The 20894-nt window shown below is 42.1% G+C and carries 19 protein-coding genes and 1 riboswitch; of the genes, 11 read left to right on the top strand and 8 right to left on the bottom strand.

From position 1 onward, the window contains the following. Positions 1-76 precede the first annotated feature (76 nt). Positions 77-895, bottom strand: coding sequence for a pyridoxal phosphatase (locus tag M1F03_RS13640; RefSeq protein WP_154624704.1), 819 nt, complete (start codon positions 893-895; stop codon positions 77-79). A gap of 339 nt (positions 896-1234) precedes the next feature. Here M1F03_RS13640 and pgl point away from each other — a divergent pair, with 339 nt between their 5' ends. Beyond that, complete coding sequence (pgl, locus tag M1F03_RS13635; RefSeq protein ID WP_251464550.1) at positions 1235-2221, top strand: 6-phosphogluconolactonase; 987 nt, start codon at positions 1235-1237, stop codon at positions 2219-2221. Between the two features lie 38 nt (positions 2222-2259). Here pgl and bioA read toward each other — a convergent pair whose 3' ends face one another. Beyond that, a complete protein-coding gene (bioA, locus tag M1F03_RS13630; RefSeq protein WP_251464549.1) occupies positions 2260-3531 on the bottom strand; it encodes an adenosylmethionine--8-amino-7-oxononanoate transaminase in 1272 nt (423 codons plus the stop codon). Between the two features lie 92 nt (positions 3532-3623). Between bioA and bioB the strand changes: the two genes are divergently transcribed. The 5 genes from bioB to uvrB all read left to right on the top strand — a co-directional run bounded on the left by bioB (position 3624) and on the right by uvrB (position 10023). Continuing rightward, the gene (gene bioB / locus M1F03_RS13625) at positions 3624-4661 is read left to right on the top strand and encodes a biotin synthase BioB (protein WP_163862735.1); all 1038 of its coding nucleotides are present in this window, start codon (positions 3624-3626) and stop codon (positions 4659-4661) included. Then, a complete protein-coding gene (gene bioF, locus M1F03_RS13620; protein ID WP_247046988.1) occupies positions 4661-5815 on the top strand; it encodes an 8-amino-7-oxononanoate synthase in 1155 nt (384 codons plus the stop codon). Before bioB ends, bioF begins: the two co-directional genes overlap by 1 nt. After that, positions 5796-6572 carry a malonyl-ACP O-methyltransferase BioC gene (gene bioC / locus M1F03_RS13615; RefSeq protein WP_163862731.1) on the top strand — a complete coding sequence of 259 codons (777 nt, stop codon included), beginning with the start codon at positions 5796-5798 and terminating at the stop codon, positions 6570-6572. The genes bioF and bioC overlap by 20 nt, the downstream gene beginning before the upstream one ends. Next, positions 6565-7251: a dethiobiotin synthase gene (gene bioD / locus M1F03_RS13610; protein WP_163862728.1), complete on the top strand. Its 687-nt coding sequence runs from the start codon at positions 6565-6567 to the stop codon at positions 7249-7251. Before bioC ends, bioD begins: the two co-directional genes overlap by 8 nt. Positions 7252-8004: 753 nt before the next feature. Next, positions 8005-10023 carry an excinuclease ABC subunit UvrB gene (gene uvrB / locus M1F03_RS13605; protein WP_154624709.1) on the top strand — a complete coding sequence of 673 codons (2019 nt, stop codon included), beginning with the start codon at positions 8005-8007 and terminating at the stop codon, positions 10021-10023. Positions 10024-10108: 85 nt separating this feature from the next. On the opposite strand, the gene yvcK is transcribed toward uvrB, so the two are convergent. After that, entirely contained in the window at positions 10109-11017 is a 909-nt protein-coding gene (gene yvcK / locus M1F03_RS13600; RefSeq protein WP_154624710.1) for a uridine diphosphate-N-acetylglucosamine-binding protein YvcK, read from the bottom strand. A 546-nt stretch (positions 11018-11563) separates the two neighbouring features. After that, positions 11564-11704, top strand: a riboswitch (molybdenum cofactor riboswitch). Here yvcK and moaA point away from each other — a divergent pair. The 5 genes from moaA (at position 11694) to M1F03_RS13575 (ending at position 14721) form a co-directional block, all read left to right on the top strand. Then, a complete protein-coding gene (gene moaA, locus M1F03_RS13595; protein ID WP_154624711.1) occupies positions 11694-12674 on the top strand; it encodes a GTP 3',8-cyclase MoaA in 981 nt (326 codons plus the stop codon). Its footprint overlaps the riboswitch before it by 11 nt. 28 nt (positions 12675-12702) lie before the next feature. Beyond that, positions 12703-13182 (top strand): cyclic pyranopterin monophosphate synthase MoaC, encoded by a 480-nt coding sequence (moaC, locus tag M1F03_RS13590; protein WP_154624712.1) that lies wholly within the window; start codon positions 12703-12705, stop codon positions 13180-13182. Then, positions 13179-13424, top strand: coding sequence for a molybdopterin synthase sulfur carrier subunit (moaD, locus tag M1F03_RS13585; protein WP_251464547.1), 246 nt, complete (start codon positions 13179-13181; stop codon positions 13422-13424). The genes moaC and moaD overlap by 4 nt, the downstream gene beginning before the upstream one ends. Before the next feature lies 1 nt (position 13425). Continuing rightward, on the top strand, positions 13426-13878 hold the full coding sequence (gene moaE, locus M1F03_RS13580; RefSeq protein ID WP_163862725.1) for a molybdopterin synthase catalytic subunit MoaE: 453 nt from the start codon (positions 13426-13428) through the stop codon (positions 13876-13878). Between the two features lie 135 nt (positions 13879-14013). After that, positions 14014-14721 (top strand): Bax inhibitor-1 family protein, encoded by a 708-nt coding sequence (locus tag M1F03_RS13575; RefSeq protein ID WP_154624715.1) that lies wholly within the window; start codon positions 14014-14016, stop codon positions 14719-14721. A gap of 134 nt (positions 14722-14855) precedes the next feature. On the opposite strand, the gene M1F03_RS13570 is transcribed toward M1F03_RS13575, so the two are convergent. The 5 genes from M1F03_RS13570 to cecR form a co-directional block, all read right to left on the bottom strand. Next, positions 14856-15962 (bottom strand): ABC transporter permease, encoded by a 1107-nt coding sequence (locus M1F03_RS13570; protein ID WP_247046995.1) that lies wholly within the window; start codon positions 15960-15962, stop codon positions 14856-14858. 12 nt (positions 15963-15974) lie between these two features. Then, a complete protein-coding gene (locus tag M1F03_RS13565) occupies positions 15975-17114 on the bottom strand; it encodes an ABC transporter permease (RefSeq protein WP_154624717.1) in 1140 nt (379 codons plus the stop codon). Next, positions 17111-18853, bottom strand: coding sequence for an ATP-binding cassette domain-containing protein (locus M1F03_RS13560; protein WP_251465309.1), 1743 nt, complete (start codon positions 18851-18853; stop codon positions 17111-17113). Before M1F03_RS13560 ends, M1F03_RS13565 begins: the two co-directional genes overlap by 4 nt. 12 nt (positions 18854-18865) lie before the next feature. Continuing rightward, a complete protein-coding gene (gene hlyD, locus M1F03_RS13555; protein WP_154624719.1) occupies positions 18866-19858 on the bottom strand; it encodes a secretion protein HlyD in 993 nt (330 codons plus the stop codon). 82 nt (positions 19859-19940) lie between these two features. Then, the gene (cecR, locus tag M1F03_RS13550; protein ID WP_154624720.1) at positions 19941-20627 is read right to left on the bottom strand and encodes a transcriptional regulator CecR; all 687 of its coding nucleotides are present in this window, start codon (positions 20625-20627) and stop codon (positions 19941-19943) included. Positions 20628-20894: the final 267 nt, after the last annotated feature.

The raw sequence follows: 20894 nt of genomic DNA, 5'->3' as shown, positions 1-20894 counted from the left end.
GATCCGCGCCATTGCAACCTAGTGAAAACTTAACGTATTTTGAGTGATCACTTTATTATTATTTTCTTGATGGGAATTACAAAACATACTTGCGGATCACTTCGGCAATGCCCGGTTGGGTATTATCGCGAGTGACCAGCTTGGCTTGTTGTTTGATTTCATCGACCGCATTGCCCATTGCAACACCTAGACCAGCAGTCGTTAGCATACTTAAGTCATTGAAGTTATCGCCAAAAGCAACTACATCATCCATGGTCATGCCTTGTGATTCAACCCATTGTTTGAGACGTAGGCCCTTGCTGTTTCCTTTACGCCCAATATCAACCTGATCAACCCAAGACCATTCACACTCCAAGCCGAAATCAGTTTCAATGCCATGGACAACTTCTTTAAGCTGATCCAGATTTTCGGAGCTTACCGCAAATTTCCAGATCGATTGATAATCGTGCATGACATCAGCATAATTTTCGACAAATTGAATATTTGGACGCTGTGCTTCTGGCAAGGTTTCTGCCCAGCTAAGGGTTCTTTTGATCCCTTCAGTCGGCGCGTTATACAACATTGCATCATCAACATACATTAAATGTTGAATATCCGTATCACGTAGTCTTTCTATCATTTGTGTTGCTGACTCTAATGTCATTGGATCAGAGGCAAGAACCTTTTTACCTAAATAGTCATAAAGGTAAGTTCCGTTACAACAAATCGCTGGAGTATCAAGATTAAGAGCTTGATAGAAAGGGTGAATAGCAACATGATGGCGTCCAGTCACAATCAGTACTTTGACGCCTTGACGGCGTGCTTCATTCAAAGCAGCTAGAGATTCAGGTAAAATCTTCTTTTGAGGATCAAGTAGTGTTCCATCGAGATCGAGCGCAATAACGCGGTATGACATAAACGGCTCCACGTGATTTGAGGTTACATATGCCATGGTTTAATGGCGATATGGTGGTTTTGACGTCGGAGGCTGAACAGAAAGGGAAATCTGATTAGCCTGATAATAATCTAGGTTGAGTATAATTTACCATCTTAGCGGATATTCGAGATTAACTAAAGTGGCGTATTGACGAATCGAGTCAAGTTATTGGTAATCCACTGTTTTAGTCATATTACGACAAATTAATAACTTGATATCGTTAAAAAAGCGTTATTAATTGTTATTCGCTAGTGTATCTAGAGATTAACCGTCATAATGACAAAATAGCGCTTTATCATGAAACACAAAGGAGACAGGATGAATCAGGTTGTCTATATTGCTAGCCCCGAAAGCCATCAGATCCACGTTTGGTCTATGAACGAAGTCGGTGAACTTACTTTGTTGCAGACTGTGACGACGCCAGGCCAAGTACAGCCAATGGTATTAAGCCATGATAAAAAACATCTTTATATTGGGGTAAGACCCAACTTTCGCATCATCACTTACCGTATAGAAGATAACGGCACATTAAGTTTCAAAGCGGAAACCTCAATTCCAAGTACACCAGTACATTTATCATTGGATAACACAGGTAAGTATCTGTTTGTGCCGTCGTACCATCAACACAATTTGGCGGTATTACCAATAAACAGCGCAGGTGTGCCGCAAACGGCGATCCAAGTTATTGAAGGGTTACGTAACCCGCACTCTTCACATGTTGATGCAGACAATCAGCAATTATGGGTACCTTGTTTAGGGGAAGATCATATCCGTTTATTTGATCTACATGCTGACGGTTATTTAACGGAAGCCTCTGCTGATCAAATTAGTGCTGCACAAGGTGCAGGGCCTCGCCATTTGGCTTTCCACCCTCAGCATAAAGTGATTTATTGTGTTAATGAATTGGATTCGACGATTAATGTCTACCATAAATTTACACGCTATCGTCAAACGCAACATATCAATGTCTATCCACAAGGCAGTGACAGCCAACGCTGGGCCGCAGATATTCATATTACGCCAGATGGTCGTCATCTCTATGCGAGTGAGCGTTCAGATAGTTATATTAGCCACTTCCTGGTTTCTGATGATGGCCGTGAATTAACCTTTGCGGGCACTTATCCAACTGAAGAGCAGCCTCGTGGATTTAATATCGATGCGACGGGACGATTTTTGATTTCGAGTGGACAAAAGTCCGACAGTATTTCGGTTAGCGAAATCGACCCAATTACCGGTAAGCTCACACAAATTGGCCGCTACCCAGTAGGAAAAGGCCCTATGTGGGTAACGGTACTTGCACGCTAAATTGCATGAAAAGATCCCTTTACGAATAAAGGGGTCTTTTACCCTTCGATCACTTTTCTTATTGCCCCTGTCACTTTACTCAGTTGTTCTGGTGAGATGATATAAGGTGGCATGACATAAATGAGCCGCCCAAACGGCCGGATCCATACCCCCTCAGCAACAAATTTTTTCTGTAGCTCAGCAGTATTGACAGACTGGTACATCTCAACGACGCCAATCGCACCTAAAACGCGAACTTGCTTAACATCGGCATGGTGGGCAAGTGGTGTAAGTTCTTGAAAAAGTTGTTTTTCAATATTGGCGATGGTTTGCTGCCATGGGCTTTCACGCAATAATTGCAGACTCGCGTTGGCAACTGCGCAAGCTAAGGGATTCCCCATAAAGGTTGGCCCATGCATAAAGCATCCCGCTTCACCGTCACTAATCGTTTCTGCTACGTGACGAGTGGTTAAGGTTGCTGAAAGTGTCATATAGCCGCCAGTCAAAGCCTTTCCTAAACACATAATATCAGGGGAAATATTGGCATGGTCACAAGCAAATAATGCCCCAGTACGGCCAAAACCGGTGGCGATTTCATCCGCAATCAATAAGATCCCGTAGTAGTCACAAAGCTCGCGAACGCCTTTCAGATATTGAGGATGATAAATACGCATCCCACCAGCACCTTGAACAATCGGTTCTAGTATTATCGCCGCAATGTGTCGATGGTTCGCTGCCAATGCTTGCTTTATCGGTAATAAGTCATCATCATCCCATTGGTCATGAAAACCACATTGGGGGGCTGTGACAAAAATATGCGGAGGTAAATAACCTTTGTAGAGGCCATGCATAGAGTTGTCAGGATCACACACCGCCATCGCACCGAAGGTATCCCCATGATAACCATGACGTAACGTCAAAATACGCTGACGTTTTTCTCCTTTCGCCTGCCAGTATTGAAGCGCCATTTTTAGTGCAACTTCTACGGCCACTGAACCTGAATCAGCAAGAAAAACACATTCTAAAGGTTCAGGTGTGATGTCAACGAGTTGACGGCATAGATTGACGGCTGGGGGATGCGTAATACCACCAAACATCACATGAGACATTTTTTGCAGTTGTTCTGTTGCTGCTTGGTTGAGCACAGGGTGATTGTAGCCGTGGATCGCAGCCCACCAAGAAGACATACCATCAACCAGTTTTTTTCCATCAGCCATAATGAGTTCTGTCCCTCTCGCCTCAACAATAGGATAGGCTGGGATTGGCTGGCTCATCGAGGTGTAGGGATGCCAAATATGTTTAGCATCGAAAGCAATATCTGAATTGTCCATTTATTTTATCGTCAACTTATTTTATTAAATTTGGTTGACATGATAACCGCAATATTTAAACTGGCAACGACTTTTTACGATGGAGAACTGCCGTGAGCGAATTAAAAAAGTGGACAACTAAACAGGCTAATGAATTGTTTTCTATGCCTTTCTTTGAACTTCTATTTCAAGCTCAGCAAGTGCATCGACAGCATTTTGATCCACAGCAGGTGCAAGTGAGTACTTTACTGTCGATCAAAACGGGCGCTTGCCCTGAAGATTGTAAATATTGTGCGCAAAGTGCTCGCTATAAAACAGGTTTAGAAACCGAACGTTTAATGGAAGTACAGCAAGTTCTTGAATCAGCAAAAAAAGCTAAGCAAGCAGGATCAACACGTTTTTGCATGGGGGCCGCTTGGCGTAACCCGCGTGAAAGAGATATGCCTTATCTTGAAATGATGGTGAAAGAGGTAAAATCTCTTGGCATGGAAACATGTATGACATTGGGCATGATTGACGATCATCAGGCTCAACGCCTCGCGCAAGCAGGCCTCGATTACTACAATCATAACCTTGATACCTCACCAGAATACTATGGCAACATTATTACCACGAGAACTTATCAAGACCGCTTAGATACCCTAGACAATGTACGTAATGCCGGCATTAAAGTTTGTTCTGGTGGAATTTTAGGTTTAGGAGAAAAAATTAGCGATCGGGCAGCATTATTAGTACAGCTTGCCAATTTACCTAAGCCGCCTGAAAGTGTGCCGATCAACATGTTGATGAAGGTTGAAGGGACGCCAATGGCTGATAACGACGATGTCGATCCATTTGATTTCATTCGAACTATTGCGGTTGCACGTATTATGATGCCAACCTCTTATGTACGCTTATCTGCTGGGCGTGAATACATGAATGAGCAAACTCAAGCATTGTGTTTTATGGCAGGAGCGAATTCAGTATTTTATGGTTGTAAGTTACTCACGACACCAAACCCCGATGAAAATAAAGATTTAGCACTATTCAGAAAATTGAATATTAACCCTGAACGTATTGAGGTTAATGAAGGCGACAATCAACAAGCCGCGCATTTAGCGGAAAAAATCCTTACCGCAGACAACCAACAGTTTTACAATGCGGCGATCTAATGAGCTGGCAATCTTTTATTCAAGCAGAGTTAAAACAGCGCCAGCAGAATGCGATTTGGCGCAAACGAACCTGTGTTGAGCATAATACGGGGCGTGAATTGCAGGTTGATGGCCATCAGTACCTGAATTTTTCAGGCAACGATTATTTAGGCCTAAGTCACCATCCCAAAGTCATTGAGGCTTGGCAGCAAGGCGCTGCTCAATATGGCACAGGCAGCGGTGGTTCAGGGCATGTTACAGGGTTCTCTCGTGCCCATTACCAGCTAGAAAATGCGCTGTCTGAATGGTTAGGCTATCCGAGAGCACTGCTCTTTATCTCTGGTTTTGCGGCAAATCAAGCGGTAATCACCGCTTTGATGACCCAAGATGACCGCATTTTAGCCGATAAACTTAGCCATGCATCGATCCTTGAAGCAGCAATGTTATCTCGCGCTACTTTACGGCGTTTTACCCACAATAACCCGCTATCACTAGAAAAATTGCTCGCTCCTCCAGCAAAAGGGAAAACGCTTGTCATTACTGAAGGTGTTTTTAGTATGGACGGTGACTGTGCGCCGCTCACTGAATTGCAGCGGCTTGCCACACAGCATAATGCATGGCTTATGGTGGATGATGCACATGGTATTGGCGTGCGAGGGCGAGAAGGGCGCGGTAGTTGTGATGTTGATGGTATTAAACCCGAACTGCTGATTGTCACCTTCGGCAAAGCTTTTGGTTTGAGTGGTGCCGCGGTTTTGTGTGATGAAGCTACCGCAGATTATTTTATCCAAGCAGCTCGCCATCTTATTTATAGTACATCAATGCCACCGGCTCAGGCTATTGCATTATCAGCGGCTCTACAACAGATCCGTAACGCTGATGGCGAGAGGGAACGGCTTAACCAACATATTGCGTATTTTAGAAAAAATAGTCAGTTGAGTGGTATGCAATTAGCGAATTCATCGATGGCAATCCAACCGCTCATTGTTGGTGATAATGATGACAGTATTCAGCTTTCTAATTATCTTCGGCAAAAAGGGCTCTGGGTGCAAGCGATCCGCCCGCCTACTGTCCCACCCGGAAGTGCACGATTACGCATTACTCTGAGTGCGGCTCATCGCCAACAAGATATAGACCAACTGTTGGAGGCGCTACATGGTTTTGCCATTAAGTGATGAAAAGCAAAAAATTGCCTCTGCGTTTGGTAAAGCGGCAAAGCGCTATGATTCGATAGCGTATTATCAGCAAAACAGCGGTCACCAATTATTGGATTTATTAGCCTCAGCGCAGGTAAATTTAAGTGATAAAAAAGTGATTGATGTTGGCTGTGGAACGGGATTTTTCAGCCAAATTATCAAAAGACAAGGCGCTGAAGTCACCGCGTTAGATTTGTCATTAGGCATGTTAGAGGTTGCTCGCGATAAAAAGGCCGCTGCACAATATATTTGTGCAGATATGGAATTACTGCCTTTTGCCGACCAAACCTTCGATATCGTTTTTTCTAATTTAGCGATCCAGTGGTGCTCAAACTTATCACAAGCGTTAACGGAATTACATCGAGTGACCAAAAGTGGGGGCGTTATTGTATTTACGACTCTTGCGAAAGGCTCACTGTCTGAATTATCACAAGCTTGGGCTAAGTTAGATGGCTATTCACATGTGAATGAGTTTTTGAGCTTTGAGCTGATTACGGCGAGCTGCCAGCCATGGAAGCATCAATTACTGCTTCAGCCCGATAAACTGTATTTTCCTGATTTAGCTCGCTTGTTGAATTCATTAAAAGGGATAGGCGCGACGCATCTTACGGCAGGACGCCAAGGTGGATTGATGACAAGGCAACGATTACAGCAACTCACACATGCCTACCCAGCGTCAGTGAACGGCCTAGAACTGACTTATCAAACTGTATTTGGAATAATTTATCGTGATTAAAACCTTTTTTGTGACTGGCACCGATACTGAAGTCGGCAAAACGGTAGCCAGTTGTGCATTGCTACAAGCCGCTAATCAATTAGGTTATCAAACTGCGGGTTATAAGCCTGTCGCTTCAGGTAGCGAGCAGACGGCACAAGGGCTACGCAATAGTGACGCACTCTTTTTACAGGCAAACAGTACACTGCCATTAACTTACCAAGAAGTGAATCCGATTGTATTTGAAGCACCAACGTCTCCGCATATTATTAGTGAAAAAGTCGGGCAACCAATCGCGTTTTCGGTGATGACTGATGGATTAAAACAGTTGCAATCAAAAGCCCAATGGGTGTTAGTTGAAGGGGCTGGCGGTTGGTATACGCCACTATCAGCACATCACAGTTATGCCGATTGGGTGGTTGAGCAACAATTGCCTGTGATCATGGTTGTTGGTATCAAGTTAGGCTGTATTAATCATGCGTTGTTAACAGCGCAGGCCATCGCGCAATCAGGACTAAAATTGGTGGGGTGGATAGCTAATGAGGTCGAGCCAGCAGGAACCTATCAAGCAGAATATTTAGAGACGTTACACCGCACGATCAATGCCCCATCTCTTGGTACAATTCCTTATCAAAATAGCGATACATTTTTGGATGTTGGTCAGTATATTGATGTGAGACGGTTGCTGACAGCGTTGTGATGAGTGCTGAGAAAGAGTGGGAATATTTAAATGCCAAAAAAATCCACAATAAAGTGGATTTTTTGTTTTGCAGTGTTCGCAGGTATTGTTGGAAACATACTGACGAACACCAGTTGTTTCGCCATGACACTTGCATGTTTCGTGTTGCCATTAAAGCATGACATGTTCTATCTCATGGATCTTACTGAATAATTTTTTATGTTTCTGTTTGTGCAGTGTAAAAAGTGATTCTGGATCGTTAATCCGCCATTTTTGTCAACTCTGATCCTGTAAACCAGAATAAATATTGTTTTTGTGATAAATTCTGCGTAAAAAAATTTTCACTGAATTGCCATTTTTCTGTCATTTATTTGGTCTATGTGGTTTTTAGAGTAGAACGGAAACGCACTATCTTAAAGGGATTGCAGAGTTATCCACTATTTCTGTGGATAACCTTGTGAATTAGATCTAAAAAAACAACCGTATCCAAGGTGACAAGCGGCTTTGCCTTTATTTGATGTGATTTCAGACTCATAAATAATCGTATTGAAATACAATAAGTTAAATAAAATCAATACGCAATTTTTTATTTGAGATAAGAGCAGAAATGGCATCAGCATAAAATATATAAATAACGTTAGGTCAAGTAAAATTTTGGGGATAACCTAACGCTATCCACAATAAAATTTGTGCTAGAGAAATTTTAAATTCAGTACTTGAAGCTGGTTTTTTATCCAGTATTATAAGGGAATGATCGTTTAAGAGGCGTGGGTAATGAGTAAAGTATTTAAATTGTATTCTGATTTTCAACCAGGAGGAGACCAACCAGAAGCCATTCGTCGGCTTTCTGAAGGGTTGGAAGATGGCCTAGCTCATCAAACCTTACTTGGTGTAACGGGTTCAGGTAAAACCTTTACTATTGCCAATGTGATTGCCAAAGAAAACCGTCCAACCATGTTGATGGCACACAACAAGACGTTGGCTGCACAATTGTATAGCGAAATGAAAGCTTTCTTCCCTGATAATGCAGTCGAATATTTCGTTTCTTATTATGATTATTATCAGCCTGAAGCTTATGTTCCGAGTTCAGACACTTTTATTGAAAAAGATGCCTCTGTTAACGAGCATATTGAACAAATGCGTTTGTCAGCCACAAAGGCCTTACTGGAACGACGTGATGTGATTGTTGTGGCTTCTGTTTCTGCCATCTATGGTCTTGGTGATCCGGATAGCTATTTAAAAATGATGTTGCATCTAACCGATGGCATGATTATCGATCAACGCGCTATTTTGCGCCGCTTAGCGGATCTACAATATACACGTAATGATCAAGCTTTTACTCGGGGAACATTTCGCGTACGCGGTGAAGTTATCGATATCTTCCCCGCGGAATCAGATGAATATGCGCTACGGGTTGAATTATTTGATGAAGAAGTTGAGCGGCTATCTTTATTTGATCCTTTGACAGGCCAGATCCAACATCGTGTGCCTCGTTTTACCGTTTACCCTAAAACCCACTATGTCACTCCTAGAGATCGGATCTTAGAAGCGATGGAGCAAATCAAGGTGGAGCTGGCTGATAGACGTAAAGTGCTACTCGAAAATAATAAACTTTTAGAAGAGCAACGCATTACCCAGCGAACTCAGTTCGATCTTGAAATGATGAATGAACTTGGCTATTGCTCTGGGATTGAAAACTATTCACGCTATTTATCTGGTCGAGCTCCCGGAGAACCACCTCCAACCTTGTTTGATTATCTTCCCGCAGATGGCCTATTGGTGGTGGATGAATCTCACGTCACCATTCCACAAATTGGTGCTATGTATAAAGGAGACCGTTCTCGTAAAGAAACGTTGGTAGAATATGGTTTCCGTTTACCTTCTGCACTGGATAACCGGCCAATGCGCTTTGAAGAGTTTGAAGCGTTGGCGCCACAAACGATTTATGTCTCAGCAACACCGGGTAACTATGAAATAGAAAAATCGGGCTCTGAAGTGATAGAGCAGGTGGTTAGGCCAACAGGTTTATTGGATCCCATTATTGAGGTGCGTCCAGTCGCGACTCAAGTTGATGATTTACTTTCCGAAATTCGCATACGCGCCCAGAAAAATGAACGTGTGTTGGTCACCACACTGACAAAACGGATGGCTGAAGATTTAACAGAATACCTTGAAGAGCATGGGGAGCGCGTTCGCTACCTTCACTCTGATATTGATACAGTTGAACGTGTTGAAATTATTCGTGATTTACGGCTTGGTGAATTTGATGTTTTAGTCGGGATCAACTTGCTTAGAGAAGGTCTTGATATGCCAGAGGTCTCACTAGTGGCGATTTTGGACGCGGATAAAGAAGGCTTTTTACGTTCAGAACGCTCATTGATTCAGACAATAGGACGCGCTGCTCGTAACTTAAATGGTAAAGCGATTTTGTATGGCGATAAAATTACCAATTCGATGGAAAAAGCCATCAAAGAAACGGAACGACGCCGAGCTAAGCAGATCGCCTTTAACGAGCAGCATGGTATTGTTCCTCAAGGGCTGAATAAAAAAGTCGGCGATATTCTACAAATCGGCCACAAAGTGGGCGGAAAATCGAAAGGGCGCAATAAAGAGAATACGAAAATTGATCATCGCGATGATATCCAATTGCTATCAACAAAAGAATTGGAGCAACGTATTTCACAGCTTGAGGCTCAGATGTATAAACATGCTCAAGACTTGGAATTTGAAGCGGCTGCAAATGTTCGCGATCAATTACAAGAACTCAGAGAACGTTTTATTGCTAATTCATGATGAGATAACGTTAACCACGAGATGCCTTTCTCGTGGTTAACTTCAGAGCGTTTGAGTGACAAATTGTCGACGGCTATACGAATGATTAAAGTAGTTGTACTGTTTCTTCAATCGCTTGCAAAAGCAATTTGCGGTCATGACGATAAGGGATATCGTCGGCTTCTAACACACGCTGTGTTACTAAACGTTCATGGCGAATAGGTTCAATATTGGTTCTTGGGCCAACGATGACGGCATTAATTTTTTGGCAGCCAATATGTTGTTCCATCATCAGTAACTTTTCTTTTAAGGTTAGACTGGCAGCCGAGGTACTGAGTTCTTTACCAAGGTTGCCAATATAAATCATAGGGGCTTTACATTCACGTAATGCATCGGTGATGTCATCAAGCAGCAATAAGGGCATTAGGCTAGTAAAGAAGCTGCCTGGGCCGATTAAAATCAAGTCAGATTGGTGAATTGCTTCAACCGCTTCTGCGGTGGCTTTGACTCTGGGGTATAAACGTAGCTCTTGAGGCAATTCAACTAAAGCATCAACATTCACTTCGCCATAGACTTCATTCCCCATATCATCTATTGCCATCAAATCCACAGGGGATTCAGACATAGGAATGAGTTTTGCATCCACTTTTAGCATATTGCGGATCAAATTGATGGCATCAAGGGGGCGAACACTGAGGTGATCTAATGACTTTAACATTAGGTTACCTAAATTATGTCCAGAGAGTTCACCATTCCCACTAAAGCGATATTCGAACATAGCTGAGGCAATTGAAGGTTCTGTGATTAATTGGTTGAGACAGTTACGCATATCTCCCCAAGCGATGCCGCCTTCTGCTCGACGGATACGACCAGTCGACCCACCGTTATCGGTAGTGGTAACAATGCCCGTTAATCGAGAACCTAAAGATGAGAGAGAAGACATTACACGACCAAGCCCATGTCCGCCCCCAAGAGCGACAACATGCCTAAAATCAGTCAGACTACTATTCGGCATAGTGTTCCTATATCAGTTATTTTCCAGCGCCATGGCTATTATACAGTGTTCTCGTTAGTGAGATGTAATTTAAACGAAAAACGGCGCGATTTGTCACGTTTAACACAAAACCGCGTTAATCTATCACAAAACCCTGGTTTGGGTTCATTTATCATCATTATTCACAGTAAAAATTTAAAATTATGATGAGTTAAAAATTAATTATCTCATCGGGTTATTTGTGATAATCAAGAAAGGATCAATAATTGTGTTAAACCTAAATTCAGATTGCTCTTAATTAACTAAAAAAACGATAATTGAAGTGATTTTCTTATCATCTTCAAATCTTTTCAAAATGTTCAAAATACATTTACCCACATACGTCATGACATTAAATTTATATTGGATTAACAAATGCATAACTAAATGCTAAGTCGTTGTATAATATATTATATATCGAAATTCAAATTCGCTTTTTGCTTTTATTTACGCTAAAATCCCTACATATAATAAGTGAACAAAGTAAACAATGTTGAGAGCTCATTCGCCACGTTAACTTGATTCGCTTATAGATAAAAACTCCTAGCCTTTGTGTCTAAGTTCGCGCTAACGAATATGATGCTTTGGCCGTGGTCTTTGAACCACCAGGGTGCAAGATAGAAATGTCTGCATCTCCCGTATTTGGAAAGGTGTCATTATGCAGCAGCTTGTCGATCAATTTGCTCGGAAATTTTACTATCTCCGCCTATCTATTACTGATGTGTGCAACTTTCGTTGTACCTATTGTCTCCCTGATGGTTACAAACCTAGTGGTCGCCACGAGTTCCTTTCGCTGAGTGAAATTCAGCGTGTTAGCCGTGCTTTTGCTGAATTAGGAACAGAAAAAGTCCGTATCACAGGTGGTGAGCCGACGATGCGTAAAGACTTTACCGATATTATCGCTGCGATAAATGAAAATAAATCAATAAAGAAAATTGCGGTTACCACCAATGGCTATCGTATGGCGCGTGATGTGCAGCAATGGAAAGAGGCGGGGCTTGGTGCGATTAATGTCAGTGTCGACAGCTTAGATCCTCGTCAATTTGCGGCCATTACAGGCCAAGATAAATTTTATCAAGTCATGCAAGGCATTGATGCAGCCTTTGACGCTGGTTTTAAGCAAGTCAAAGTCAATGCGGTGTTGATGAAAAACGTCAACGATATCGCACTCAAATCATTTTTAAATTGGATTAAGCATCGTCCTATTCAATTGCGTTTCATTGAATTAATGGAAACGGGGGAAGGCAGTGATCTTTTTAACCGTTACCATATTTCGGGAGAAACGATTCGTGACCGCCTTATTGAAGAAGGTTGGTACAGTGTACCCCGTGCACGGAGCGATGGTCCCGCACAAGTATTTAGCCACCCTGATTACCTAGGGGAAATTGGCCTTATCATGCCTTATGAAAAAGATTTCTGCCAAAGTTGTAACCGCTTACGCGTTTCTTCATTGGGAAATCTTCATCTGTGTTTATTTGGTGAGAATGGCATACCACTACGTGATTTGCTCAGCGATGACAACCAAAATGAAGCACTGAAAGCACGTATTCAAAGTGGATTACAATTCAAGAGAGAAACCCATTTCTTGCATATGGGCGACAGCGGCATTACCCCTAATTTATCGGTAATTGGCGGCTAACCCATTTTTGATTTTTTCAGGAGAAAATATGTCACAACTGACTCACATCAATGCGTCGGGTGAAGCGCATATGGTGGATGTTTCTGCAAAAGCGGAAACAGTCCGTGAAGCGAAGGCGGAGGCTTTTGTTACCATGAATGCAGACACCTTATCCATGATTATTGAAGGAAGTCATCATAAAGGTGATGTTTTTGCAACAGCCCGCATCGCAGGGATCCAAGCAGCCAAAAAAACATGGGAATTGATCCCGCTATGCCATCCTTTGTTACTCACCAAAGTGGAAGTAACTCTCCAAGCCTTGCCTGAAACAAATCAAGTACGTATTGAATCTTGCTGCCGTTTGACAGGGAAAACGGGGGTGGAAATGGAGGCACTAACGGCAGCGTCTGTTGCGGCTTTAACCATCTATGATATGTGTAAAGCGGTGCAAAAAGACATGGTTATTGGCCCGGTTCGTTTATTGGAAAAAACAGGCGGCAAATCAGGTCATTTTAAGGTGGATGCATGATTAAAGTCCTTTTTTTTGCTCAGGTGCGTGAATTAGTTGGTACAGATTGCCTTGAGTTATCAGAACATTATCCAACTGTTGAAGCGCTACGCCAATCCCTATCTAAACGTGGTGATCGCTGGGCACTCGCGTTAGAGGATGGTAAGTTGCTATCGGCGGTAAACCAATCTTTTGTTGCCACAGATCATCCTTTGAACGACGGTGATGAAGTGGCTTTTTTCCCTCCAGTGACAGGGGGATAAGATGAAAAATACCCATATTGCCGTTCAAACAGAAAATTTCAGCGTGGGTGAGCAATACCAATGGCTTGCAGAGTGTGATAGCGACGGAGCAGTGGTCACCTTTACTGGTAAAGTGAGAAATCACAATTTAGGCGACAGTGTTGCGGCATTAACACTTGAACACTATCCCGGAATGACGGAAAAAGCGTTAACCCAGATAGTAGTAGAAGCACGACAACGTTGGGAATTACAACGCGTTAGTGTGATCCATCGTGTGGGAACTTTACAACCGGGTGAAGAAATTGTTTTTGTTGGTGTCACTAGCGCTCATCGTGCAGCCGCATTCCAAGCTGCTGAATTTATAATGGATTATTTGAAAACCAAAGCCCCATTTTGGAAGAAAGAAACGTTGCCTAATAATGAACGTTGGGTTGAGGCAAAAGAGAGTGATGAGGCCAGTGCAGAGCGCTGGTAATCATCTGGATTTCTTATTGAGTTTTGAGTTTGTTGAATGTTAATGTCAATAAATTGTGATAAACTTTGCAAGATATTGTCTGGCTACGGCACATTGCTGTGGTCGTTTCTTACTAATGTATGAAGGGTAACCATCATGGATCGATTCGATCAACGTAATGATTCTCTTGTCCAGCGCAGCAGTGCCACCATTCAGACATTTATGTCTCAGGTGTATGGATGGATGACCGTTGGCCTGTTACTGACGGCTTTTGTCGCTTGGTACACGTTGGGTCTTTTACTCGAAGGTAAAATAATGCTAAGCCAAGGTCTTATTATCGGCTTAGTTGTTGTTCAGTTTGGTCTCGTACTTGGCTTATCATTCCTACTACCAAAAATGAGTGGAATGGTTGCAACGGGCATGTTTATGCTCTACTCAATGCTAACGGGCGTGACACTTTCTGTGATCCTTGCGGTATATACGCAAGAGTCAGTTGTCGGTACCTTTATTATCACAGCGGTGATGTTTGGGGCACTTAGCTTCTATGGCTATACCACTAAACGCAGCTTATCGGGTATGGGTAACTTCCTGTTTATGGCATTGATAGGCTTGATCGTAGCATCACTGGTTAATATCTGGATGCAAAGCTCTGCAATGTACTGGGTGATTACTTATGCGGGTGTGTTAATTTTTGCTGGTTTAACCGCATATGACACTCAAAAGCTGAAAGAAATGGGTGCACAAATTGATGTCGAAGATAAAGAAAATATGCGTAAATTCGCTATTTTAGGTGCATTGAACCTGTATCTGGACTTCATCAACCTGTTCTTGATGTTACTCCGTATTTTCGGAGACCGTCGCTAATTTAGCGGTTTTGCGTATCGTGGTTAGCTGATACGTGAATAGATAAAGTAAAAGAACATAAACCCTTGTTATGGTTTAACCAACAAGGGTTTTTTATTGCTTGTCGATCATAAAAAACAAGTGAATGAGAGCATCTAAGCTATTTTCTTGCGAAATAGATAATAAGCAATGGAGCTGGTTATCACCGATATGAAGAGTAATGGCCATAAACTGTGCCAAATAATATTGAAATCAGCATCTTTGAGGTAAATTTGTTTGGTTATTTCCGTAAAGTGGCGAATCGGATTTACCCAAGTAATATCTTGTAGCCATACAGGCATGTTTTCTACCGGAGAGATATAGCCCGATAGCAAAACAGCGGGCATCATAAAGACAAATACGCCAATGAAAGCTTGCTGCTGTGTTGAGCATAATGCTGAAATTAACAAGCCAAACCCTACCAAAGATAAGCCATAGAAAATCATGGTCGCATAAAAAAGAGGGAGGGAGCCTGCAAAAGGTATTTGATAGCAAAAGATACCAATCACTAAGACTAATGTAGCTTGTGCTGTTGCGATAATCAGCGCAGGAACCGCTTTACCGATAAAAATTTGCCAAGTGGTAAGGGGTGAGACAAGTAATTGATCGAGAGTGCCTTGCTCTGCTTCACGGGCAATGGATAGCGAGGTAACAATTAACACCCCAATAGTAGTAATTAACGCAACCAATGATGGCACAATAAACCATTTGTAATCGAGATTGGGGTTATACCAGTTGCGTACTATTAACTCACTATTATTGGCTAAAGGTTTTCCCGCAGTCAGTTCATGTTGATACTGCTGAACAATTTGTTGGATATAATTAGCCGCAATTTGTGCACTATTAGAATTACGGCCATCAAGCAGCAACATCATATTGGCAGTATGTTGGCTATCTATGTTTCCACTAAAATTCTGCCCAAAGCGTACGACTAACAAGCTTTCACGGTTATCCAGTGTTTCACGAATCTCATGTTCATTTTTAAGTAATAGAACCTTTGAGAAGGCCTCCGCTTTAGCCAAGCGTTGAGTTAGCTCTATGGCGTGTTGACCACCATCTTGGTCAAAAATCGCGATGGTTGTATTGGTTACCTCTAATGTTGCCGCAAGCGGAAATAAGATCATTTGGAAAATAACCGGCATGATCAAAATGATCCGTGTTTGCTTTTCTTGTAATAAAGATTGCAACTCTTTCATGATCAAGGTGTATAAGCGATAAAACATAGCAAATCCTTATCAATCAAGGCGTCGGCGCGTTTTCCATGCCGTTAAACCAATAAATAAAATGGCGGAAGCAATAAGTAGCAGTAAGTCGGTGAGTAAAACAATATAGATATCACCGGCTAAAAATAGCGTCTGTAGACTACTGACAAAATAGCGCGCTGGAATAAAGTAGGTCACGATTTGAATAACTATAGGCATACTTGATATTTCAAAAATAAAGCCTGACAGCATGATTGCTGGTAAAAATGCCGCATTTAAGGCAACCATAGCGGCATTAAATTGGTTACGGGTGATCGTTGAGATCAGTAAGCCCATCCCCAGCGCCGTCGCTAAATAAAGGCTCGTGATCAAAAACAGGACTAGGAGAGAACCTCGATAAGGGACATCTAGCACCAAGGTCGTGACGACCATACAGAGGATCATCACAAAAGAGCCAAGAACCTGATAGGGTAATAGTTTCGACAGTAATAGCTCGGTACGAGTAATTTGCGTAGAAAGTAAGGCTTCCATTGTGCCTCGTTCCCACTCTCGAGCTACAACTAATGAGGTTAAAATCGCGCCGACAACGGTCATGATAATACTGATTGCACCGGGTATAATAAAATGCTGGCTAATCGCTGCTTCGTTGAACCAGTAACGCATATTTAGATCAATAAGTGGTTCTGTTGAATAGCCTTTATTTTCACCTTGTTGCACTAACCATGTATGCCAAACACCTTTCGTGTAGGCCTGCACAAAGTTGGCGGTATTAGGTTCACTGCCGTCGGTAATCACTTGTATGGCGGCATGTCCTTCAGGCCGTAATAGCTGTTGTGAAAAATCAACGGGAACTACAACGATGCCGCGAATTTCTCCTGCTTGCATTTTATCAATCAATAATTGTCGGTTATCACTCACTGTGGCATCAATAAAAGGAGAGCCTGTGAAAGTATCAACCAGCTCTCTCGCTTCATGGCTTTGTTGATCCATTAATATGCCAATTCGTAATTGGCTTGAATCTAAATTTATGCCGTAGCCAAAGATAAATAGCAGCATCAATGGGATGACGACAGCGATTAATGCACTGCTTGGATCGCGCACAATCTGTTTGCTTTCTTTAATGCATAATGCTTTGAGTCTACGCCAAGAAAAATGAGACGCATTAGCGGTCATTGTTCCTCCTGCTGTTTATCATAGTCGAGTATCAGCTCAATAAAGGCATCTTCCATTGAAGGGTTCGGGTTCGCTTCTGTGGCAACTTGTTGTTTTAAGGCATCAGGGGTACCTGCTGCAATAATTTTGCCACGATACACTAACCCAATTCGATCACAGTATTCCGCTTCATCCATGAAATGGGTTGTGACCATGACGGTGACTCCTTTATCTACCATTCCATTGATATGTAACCAAAATTCACGCCGAGTGAGAGGGTCAACACCTGAAGTTGGTTCATCAAGAAATAAAATATCAGGCTCATGCATCAATGAACAAGCCAGTGCCAGTCGTTGCTTAAAACCAAGTGGTAGAGAATCTGTTATTTGATGCAGTATGGGGGTGAAATTAAAAGCTTCAACCATTTCAGCGATTTTTTGAACTTGATGTTTGCCATGTAGGCCATAAACCCCTGAAAAAAATTTCAGATTTTGTCCGACCTTTAAATTGCTATAGAGAGAAAACTTTTGGGCCATATAGCCTAAGTGTTGTCGTGCCTTATCTGAGCTAGTTTTTAAATCCATCCCTAAGACCAAAGCTTGCCCTTCCGTGGGTTTCATTAACCCACACATCATTTTAAAAGTGGTTGATTTTCCTGCACCATTAGGGCCGAGTAAGCCAAAGATTTCGCCGCGTTTTACTTGGAAATTCACCGTGTCCGTTGCAGCAAAGTCACCAAATTTTTTGGTAAGGTTACGTGCTTCAATAACGGTTTCACTGGGGTTTGCAGGAATTTGAGGCATGATAGCCGCTAGCACTGAGCGATGAGATGGCCCTCCACCCAATAAATCAATAAAGGCATCTTCGAAACGAGGCTCTGCTTCAACAAGTTTACCATTAGGTATATTCAAGCCTTGTAATAGTGATTCTTTAGATGCGTTTTCTTTTAAAATCAAACGAATGTATCGACCTTGAATAACCCCATCGGTCGTTTCAGGAAGTACAAGGGCATCTTGTAAAACGGTGCGTTTATCTTCGGCAGGAACCTCTAATAAATATGAGCGCCCGACCATTTTTTGGGTCAGTGTTTGTGGTTGTCCTGAAAAAAGTAGCTTACCTTGGTTTAGTAATAAAACATTTTTGCATTGCTGGGCTTCATCAAGATAGGACGTACTCCATAGGATCAACATGCCCTCATCAGCTAAGGTATGAACCATCTGCCACAATTCCCGCCGTGCTATCGGGTCGACTCCCACTCCGGGTTCATCCAAAAGAAGCACTTTAGGTTTACCTATCAGTGTGCAGGCTAATCCCAATTTTTGCTTCATTCCACCTGATAATTTCCCCGCTAGCCTATGAGTAAAACGGGTTAAATCGGTAAAGCTGAGTAGTTGTTGATAGGTTTTTTGGCGCTCTTCTCCAATAACGCCACGTAAATCAGCATATAAATCGAGGTTTTCTTGGACGGTTAAATCTTCATATAAACCAAACTTCTGTGGCATATATCCCAAGTTAGCATGAACTTGTACACTATCCGCGATAGGATCTAACCCCATTAGGCTGATTGAGCCAGAATCTGGTTTTAATAAACCAGCAAGCATTCTCATCAGCGTCGTTTTTCCTGCTCCATCAGGACCAACTAACCCAGTGACTGAACCGCCATAGATTTCAGTGGTTAAGCGTTCTACTGCCGGCGAATCCAGTCCTATAAATGTCTTTTCGACCTCTTGAAGACGAATATGATAATCTGATTCACTCATCATACACTCTTATTACTGCTCTTGAGGGAAACGAATAGTGACAGGCATTCCTTGACGTAAAGCATCATCAGGATTGCTGACAATAATACGTAATCGATACACAAGGTCAGTGCGTAGTTCAGGCGTTTGGACGCTTTTCGGCGTAAATTCAGCGGTTGGCGAGACAAAGCCAATGGTGCCATGGTAAGGCGCATCAGGGCGGCTATCTGTGTAGAGTAAAACTTCTTTGCCGGGAACGGCCATACCCAAATTGGGCTCATTCACATAAGCTCTAGCCCAAACAGGGCTTGTTAGAGTGACACTAAAGACGGTATTCCCAGCCCCGACAATAGTGCCTGGTTCGATTGCTCGAGTAAGAATGGTGCCATCGGAAGGGGCTGTCAAAATGGTATCTTGTAAATCTAATTCGGCTTGTGCAACAGCCGCTTCCGCTTGTAACCATTCACCACGAGCGGCTTCTATTTCCTCTTTACGGAATCCACTCTGATATTGATTCAATTTATCTTGTGCTGCTTTCAAGGCTGCAAGAGCTTGATTACGATTCGTTTTAGCATTATCCAATTCATTGGCGGAGATAACGTGGGATGCTGCTAACCCTTTTTGACGTTGATAAAAACTTTCTGCGTATTGCCATGCCGCTTGTTTTTGTGCGACTTCCGCTTCAACTTGTGCAACTTCTTGAGTTCGATAACCTTTTTCCTTCATGGCTAGTTGCGCTTTGGCACTATCCCTGATCCCTTTAGCTTTATTCAACGCATTGATATAAGGAGCTTTATCAAGCTCCCCGAGTGTTTGACCTTGGGTAACGCGCGCGCCTTCATCAACATTCAAAGACGCGAGCTTCCCACCTACACGAAAGCCTAGATTAACGGTTCGTACGTCAATATTGCCATATAAGGTTAATGTTTTATCTTGTTGTGATTGATACCAATAATAGCCACCAGCCGCGATCCCGATTACTATGACAATAAGAATAAAAAAGACAGAACGACGTTTACTGTTCATAATTAACCTTATTTCGTGTAAATATTGTGATTTAAAAGAGATAGAACAATAATCTATAACCAATTTTTATAGATTAATCATATCACTTTTTACCTTCTTTGCGATGGCGTAAACCTTCTAATAATATATTGGTGTGCTCTATCAGTACCTGGTTGATAATTTTATACTCCTCTTCATTAATGTGTTTCCAGCCTGTTTGCCGAAGGAGTGTCTCTCTTGCGATACGGAATGAGAGCGTTTCCCCCAAAATGGCATGGGTCTGAATTAACGTGGTTAATTTGTTCGGATCGGAGCCTATATAGATAGCAATAAGCCGATTCAATTTAGTGTAAATAGGACCTAGTGCCTGTTCATGGATAATCGTATAAGCTTCAGTGGGATTGAGCTGTTCTCTAGCAAGTATCCGTGAAAAGCTAAGGTTCTTTTTTTCTAATTGGAAGTAGTTGTAACCTACTAAGATTTTTTGCAAATGCGTAATGGCTTCATCAGGCGAGGGTGCCGGTTGACGAAGGTAAGTATCTATTTCTGAAATATTTTCACTAAAATTTTCTTTTATTGTATCTGCAATCAATTGTGCTACAGCTAGGTATAGACCCTCTTTTGAACCAAAGTAATACGAAATAGCAGCAATATTTTGGCCTGAAACCTGAGCAATTTTGCGGGTTGTTGCTCCATCCAGACCTAATTCACCATAGACATCAGCAGCCGAATATAACAACTGCACTTTGGCGTTTTCTCCTCTATGAGTTGATGGTGTATTTATGGTCATGAAATTTCCTTAAACAGTTAAAATTAAATATTAACTTAACTAGCGCTATGCAGCTTTTTGCTTTCCGCACTGACGGAAAACGATATATTGCAGTGTGTAATAGTTATATATACTATATTCAAGTAATTTTGTATTAATTTATTTTATAAACTAAATTAATATACTTATTAGGAACAAATAATGTTACAATTTTTGCAATAGCACGGCAGTTTGCACCTTTATCCTTCTACATGATCCTTCCCCTCGAACTGCCTCTGATTATTCAGA

The organism is Providencia sp. PROV080, assembly GCF_033688105.1.
Taxonomy (GTDB): domain Bacteria; phylum Pseudomonadota; class Gammaproteobacteria; order Enterobacterales; family Enterobacteriaceae; genus Providencia; species Providencia zhejiangensis.
This window is presented reverse-complemented; position numbering and strand designations above follow the sequence as displayed.

What these genes read in the sequence shown, in the direction of transcription:
- M1F03_RS13560 (WP_251465309.1), bottom strand. Translation starts at nt 18,853, where the DNA reads ATGAGTGAATCAGATTATCATATTCGTCTTCAAGAGGTCGAAAAGACA.
- M1F03_RS13565 (WP_154624717.1), bottom strand. Translation starts at nt 17,114, where the DNA reads ATGACCGCTAATGCGTCTCATTTTTCTTGGCGTAGACTCAAAGCATTA.
- yvcK (WP_154624710.1), bottom strand. Translation starts at nt 11,017, where the DNA reads ATGCCGAATAGTAGTCTGACTGATTTTAGGCATGTTGTCGCTCTTGGG.
- M1F03_RS13575 (WP_154624715.1), top strand. Translation starts at nt 14,014, where the DNA reads ATGGATCGATTCGATCAACGTAATGATTCTCTTGTCCAGCGCAGCAGT.
- moaE (WP_163862725.1), top strand. Translation starts at nt 13,426, where the DNA reads ATGAAAAATACCCATATTGCCGTTCAAACAGAAAATTTCAGCGTGGGT.
- bioA (WP_251464549.1), bottom strand. Translation starts at nt 3,531, where the DNA reads ATGGACAATTCAGATATTGCTTTCGATGCTAAACATATTTGGCATCCC.
- M1F03_RS13640 (WP_154624704.1), bottom strand. Translation starts at nt 895, where the DNA reads ATGTCATACCGCGTTATTGCGCTCGATCTCGATGGAACACTACTTGAT.
- pgl (WP_251464550.1), top strand. Translation starts at nt 1,235, where the DNA reads ATGAATCAGGTTGTCTATATTGCTAGCCCCGAAAGCCATCAGATCCAC.
- bioC (WP_163862731.1), top strand. Translation starts at nt 5,796, where the DNA reads ATGGTTTTGCCATTAAGTGATGAAAAGCAAAAAATTGCCTCTGCGTTT.
- moaA (WP_154624711.1), top strand. Translation starts at nt 11,694, where the DNA reads ATGCAGCAGCTTGTCGATCAATTTGCTCGGAAATTTTACTATCTCCGC.
- cecR (WP_154624720.1), bottom strand. Translation starts at nt 20,627, where the DNA reads ATGACCATAAATACACCATCAACTCATAGAGGAGAAAACGCCAAAGTG.
- bioF (WP_247046988.1), top strand. Translation starts at nt 4,661, where the DNA reads ATGAGCTGGCAATCTTTTATTCAAGCAGAGTTAAAACAGCGCCAGCAG.
- moaD (WP_251464547.1), top strand. Translation starts at nt 13,179, where the DNA reads ATGATTAAAGTCCTTTTTTTTGCTCAGGTGCGTGAATTAGTTGGTACA.
- moaC (WP_154624712.1), top strand. Translation starts at nt 12,703, where the DNA reads ATGTCACAACTGACTCACATCAATGCGTCGGGTGAAGCGCATATGGTG.
- uvrB (WP_154624709.1), top strand. Translation starts at nt 8,005, where the DNA reads ATGAGTAAAGTATTTAAATTGTATTCTGATTTTCAACCAGGAGGAGAC.
- hlyD (WP_154624719.1), bottom strand. Translation starts at nt 19,858, where the DNA reads ATGAACAGTAAACGTCGTTCTGTCTTTTTTATTCTTATTGTCATAGTA.
- M1F03_RS13570 (WP_247046995.1), bottom strand. Translation starts at nt 15,962, where the DNA reads ATGTTTTATCGCTTATACACCTTGATCATGAAAGAGTTGCAATCTTTA.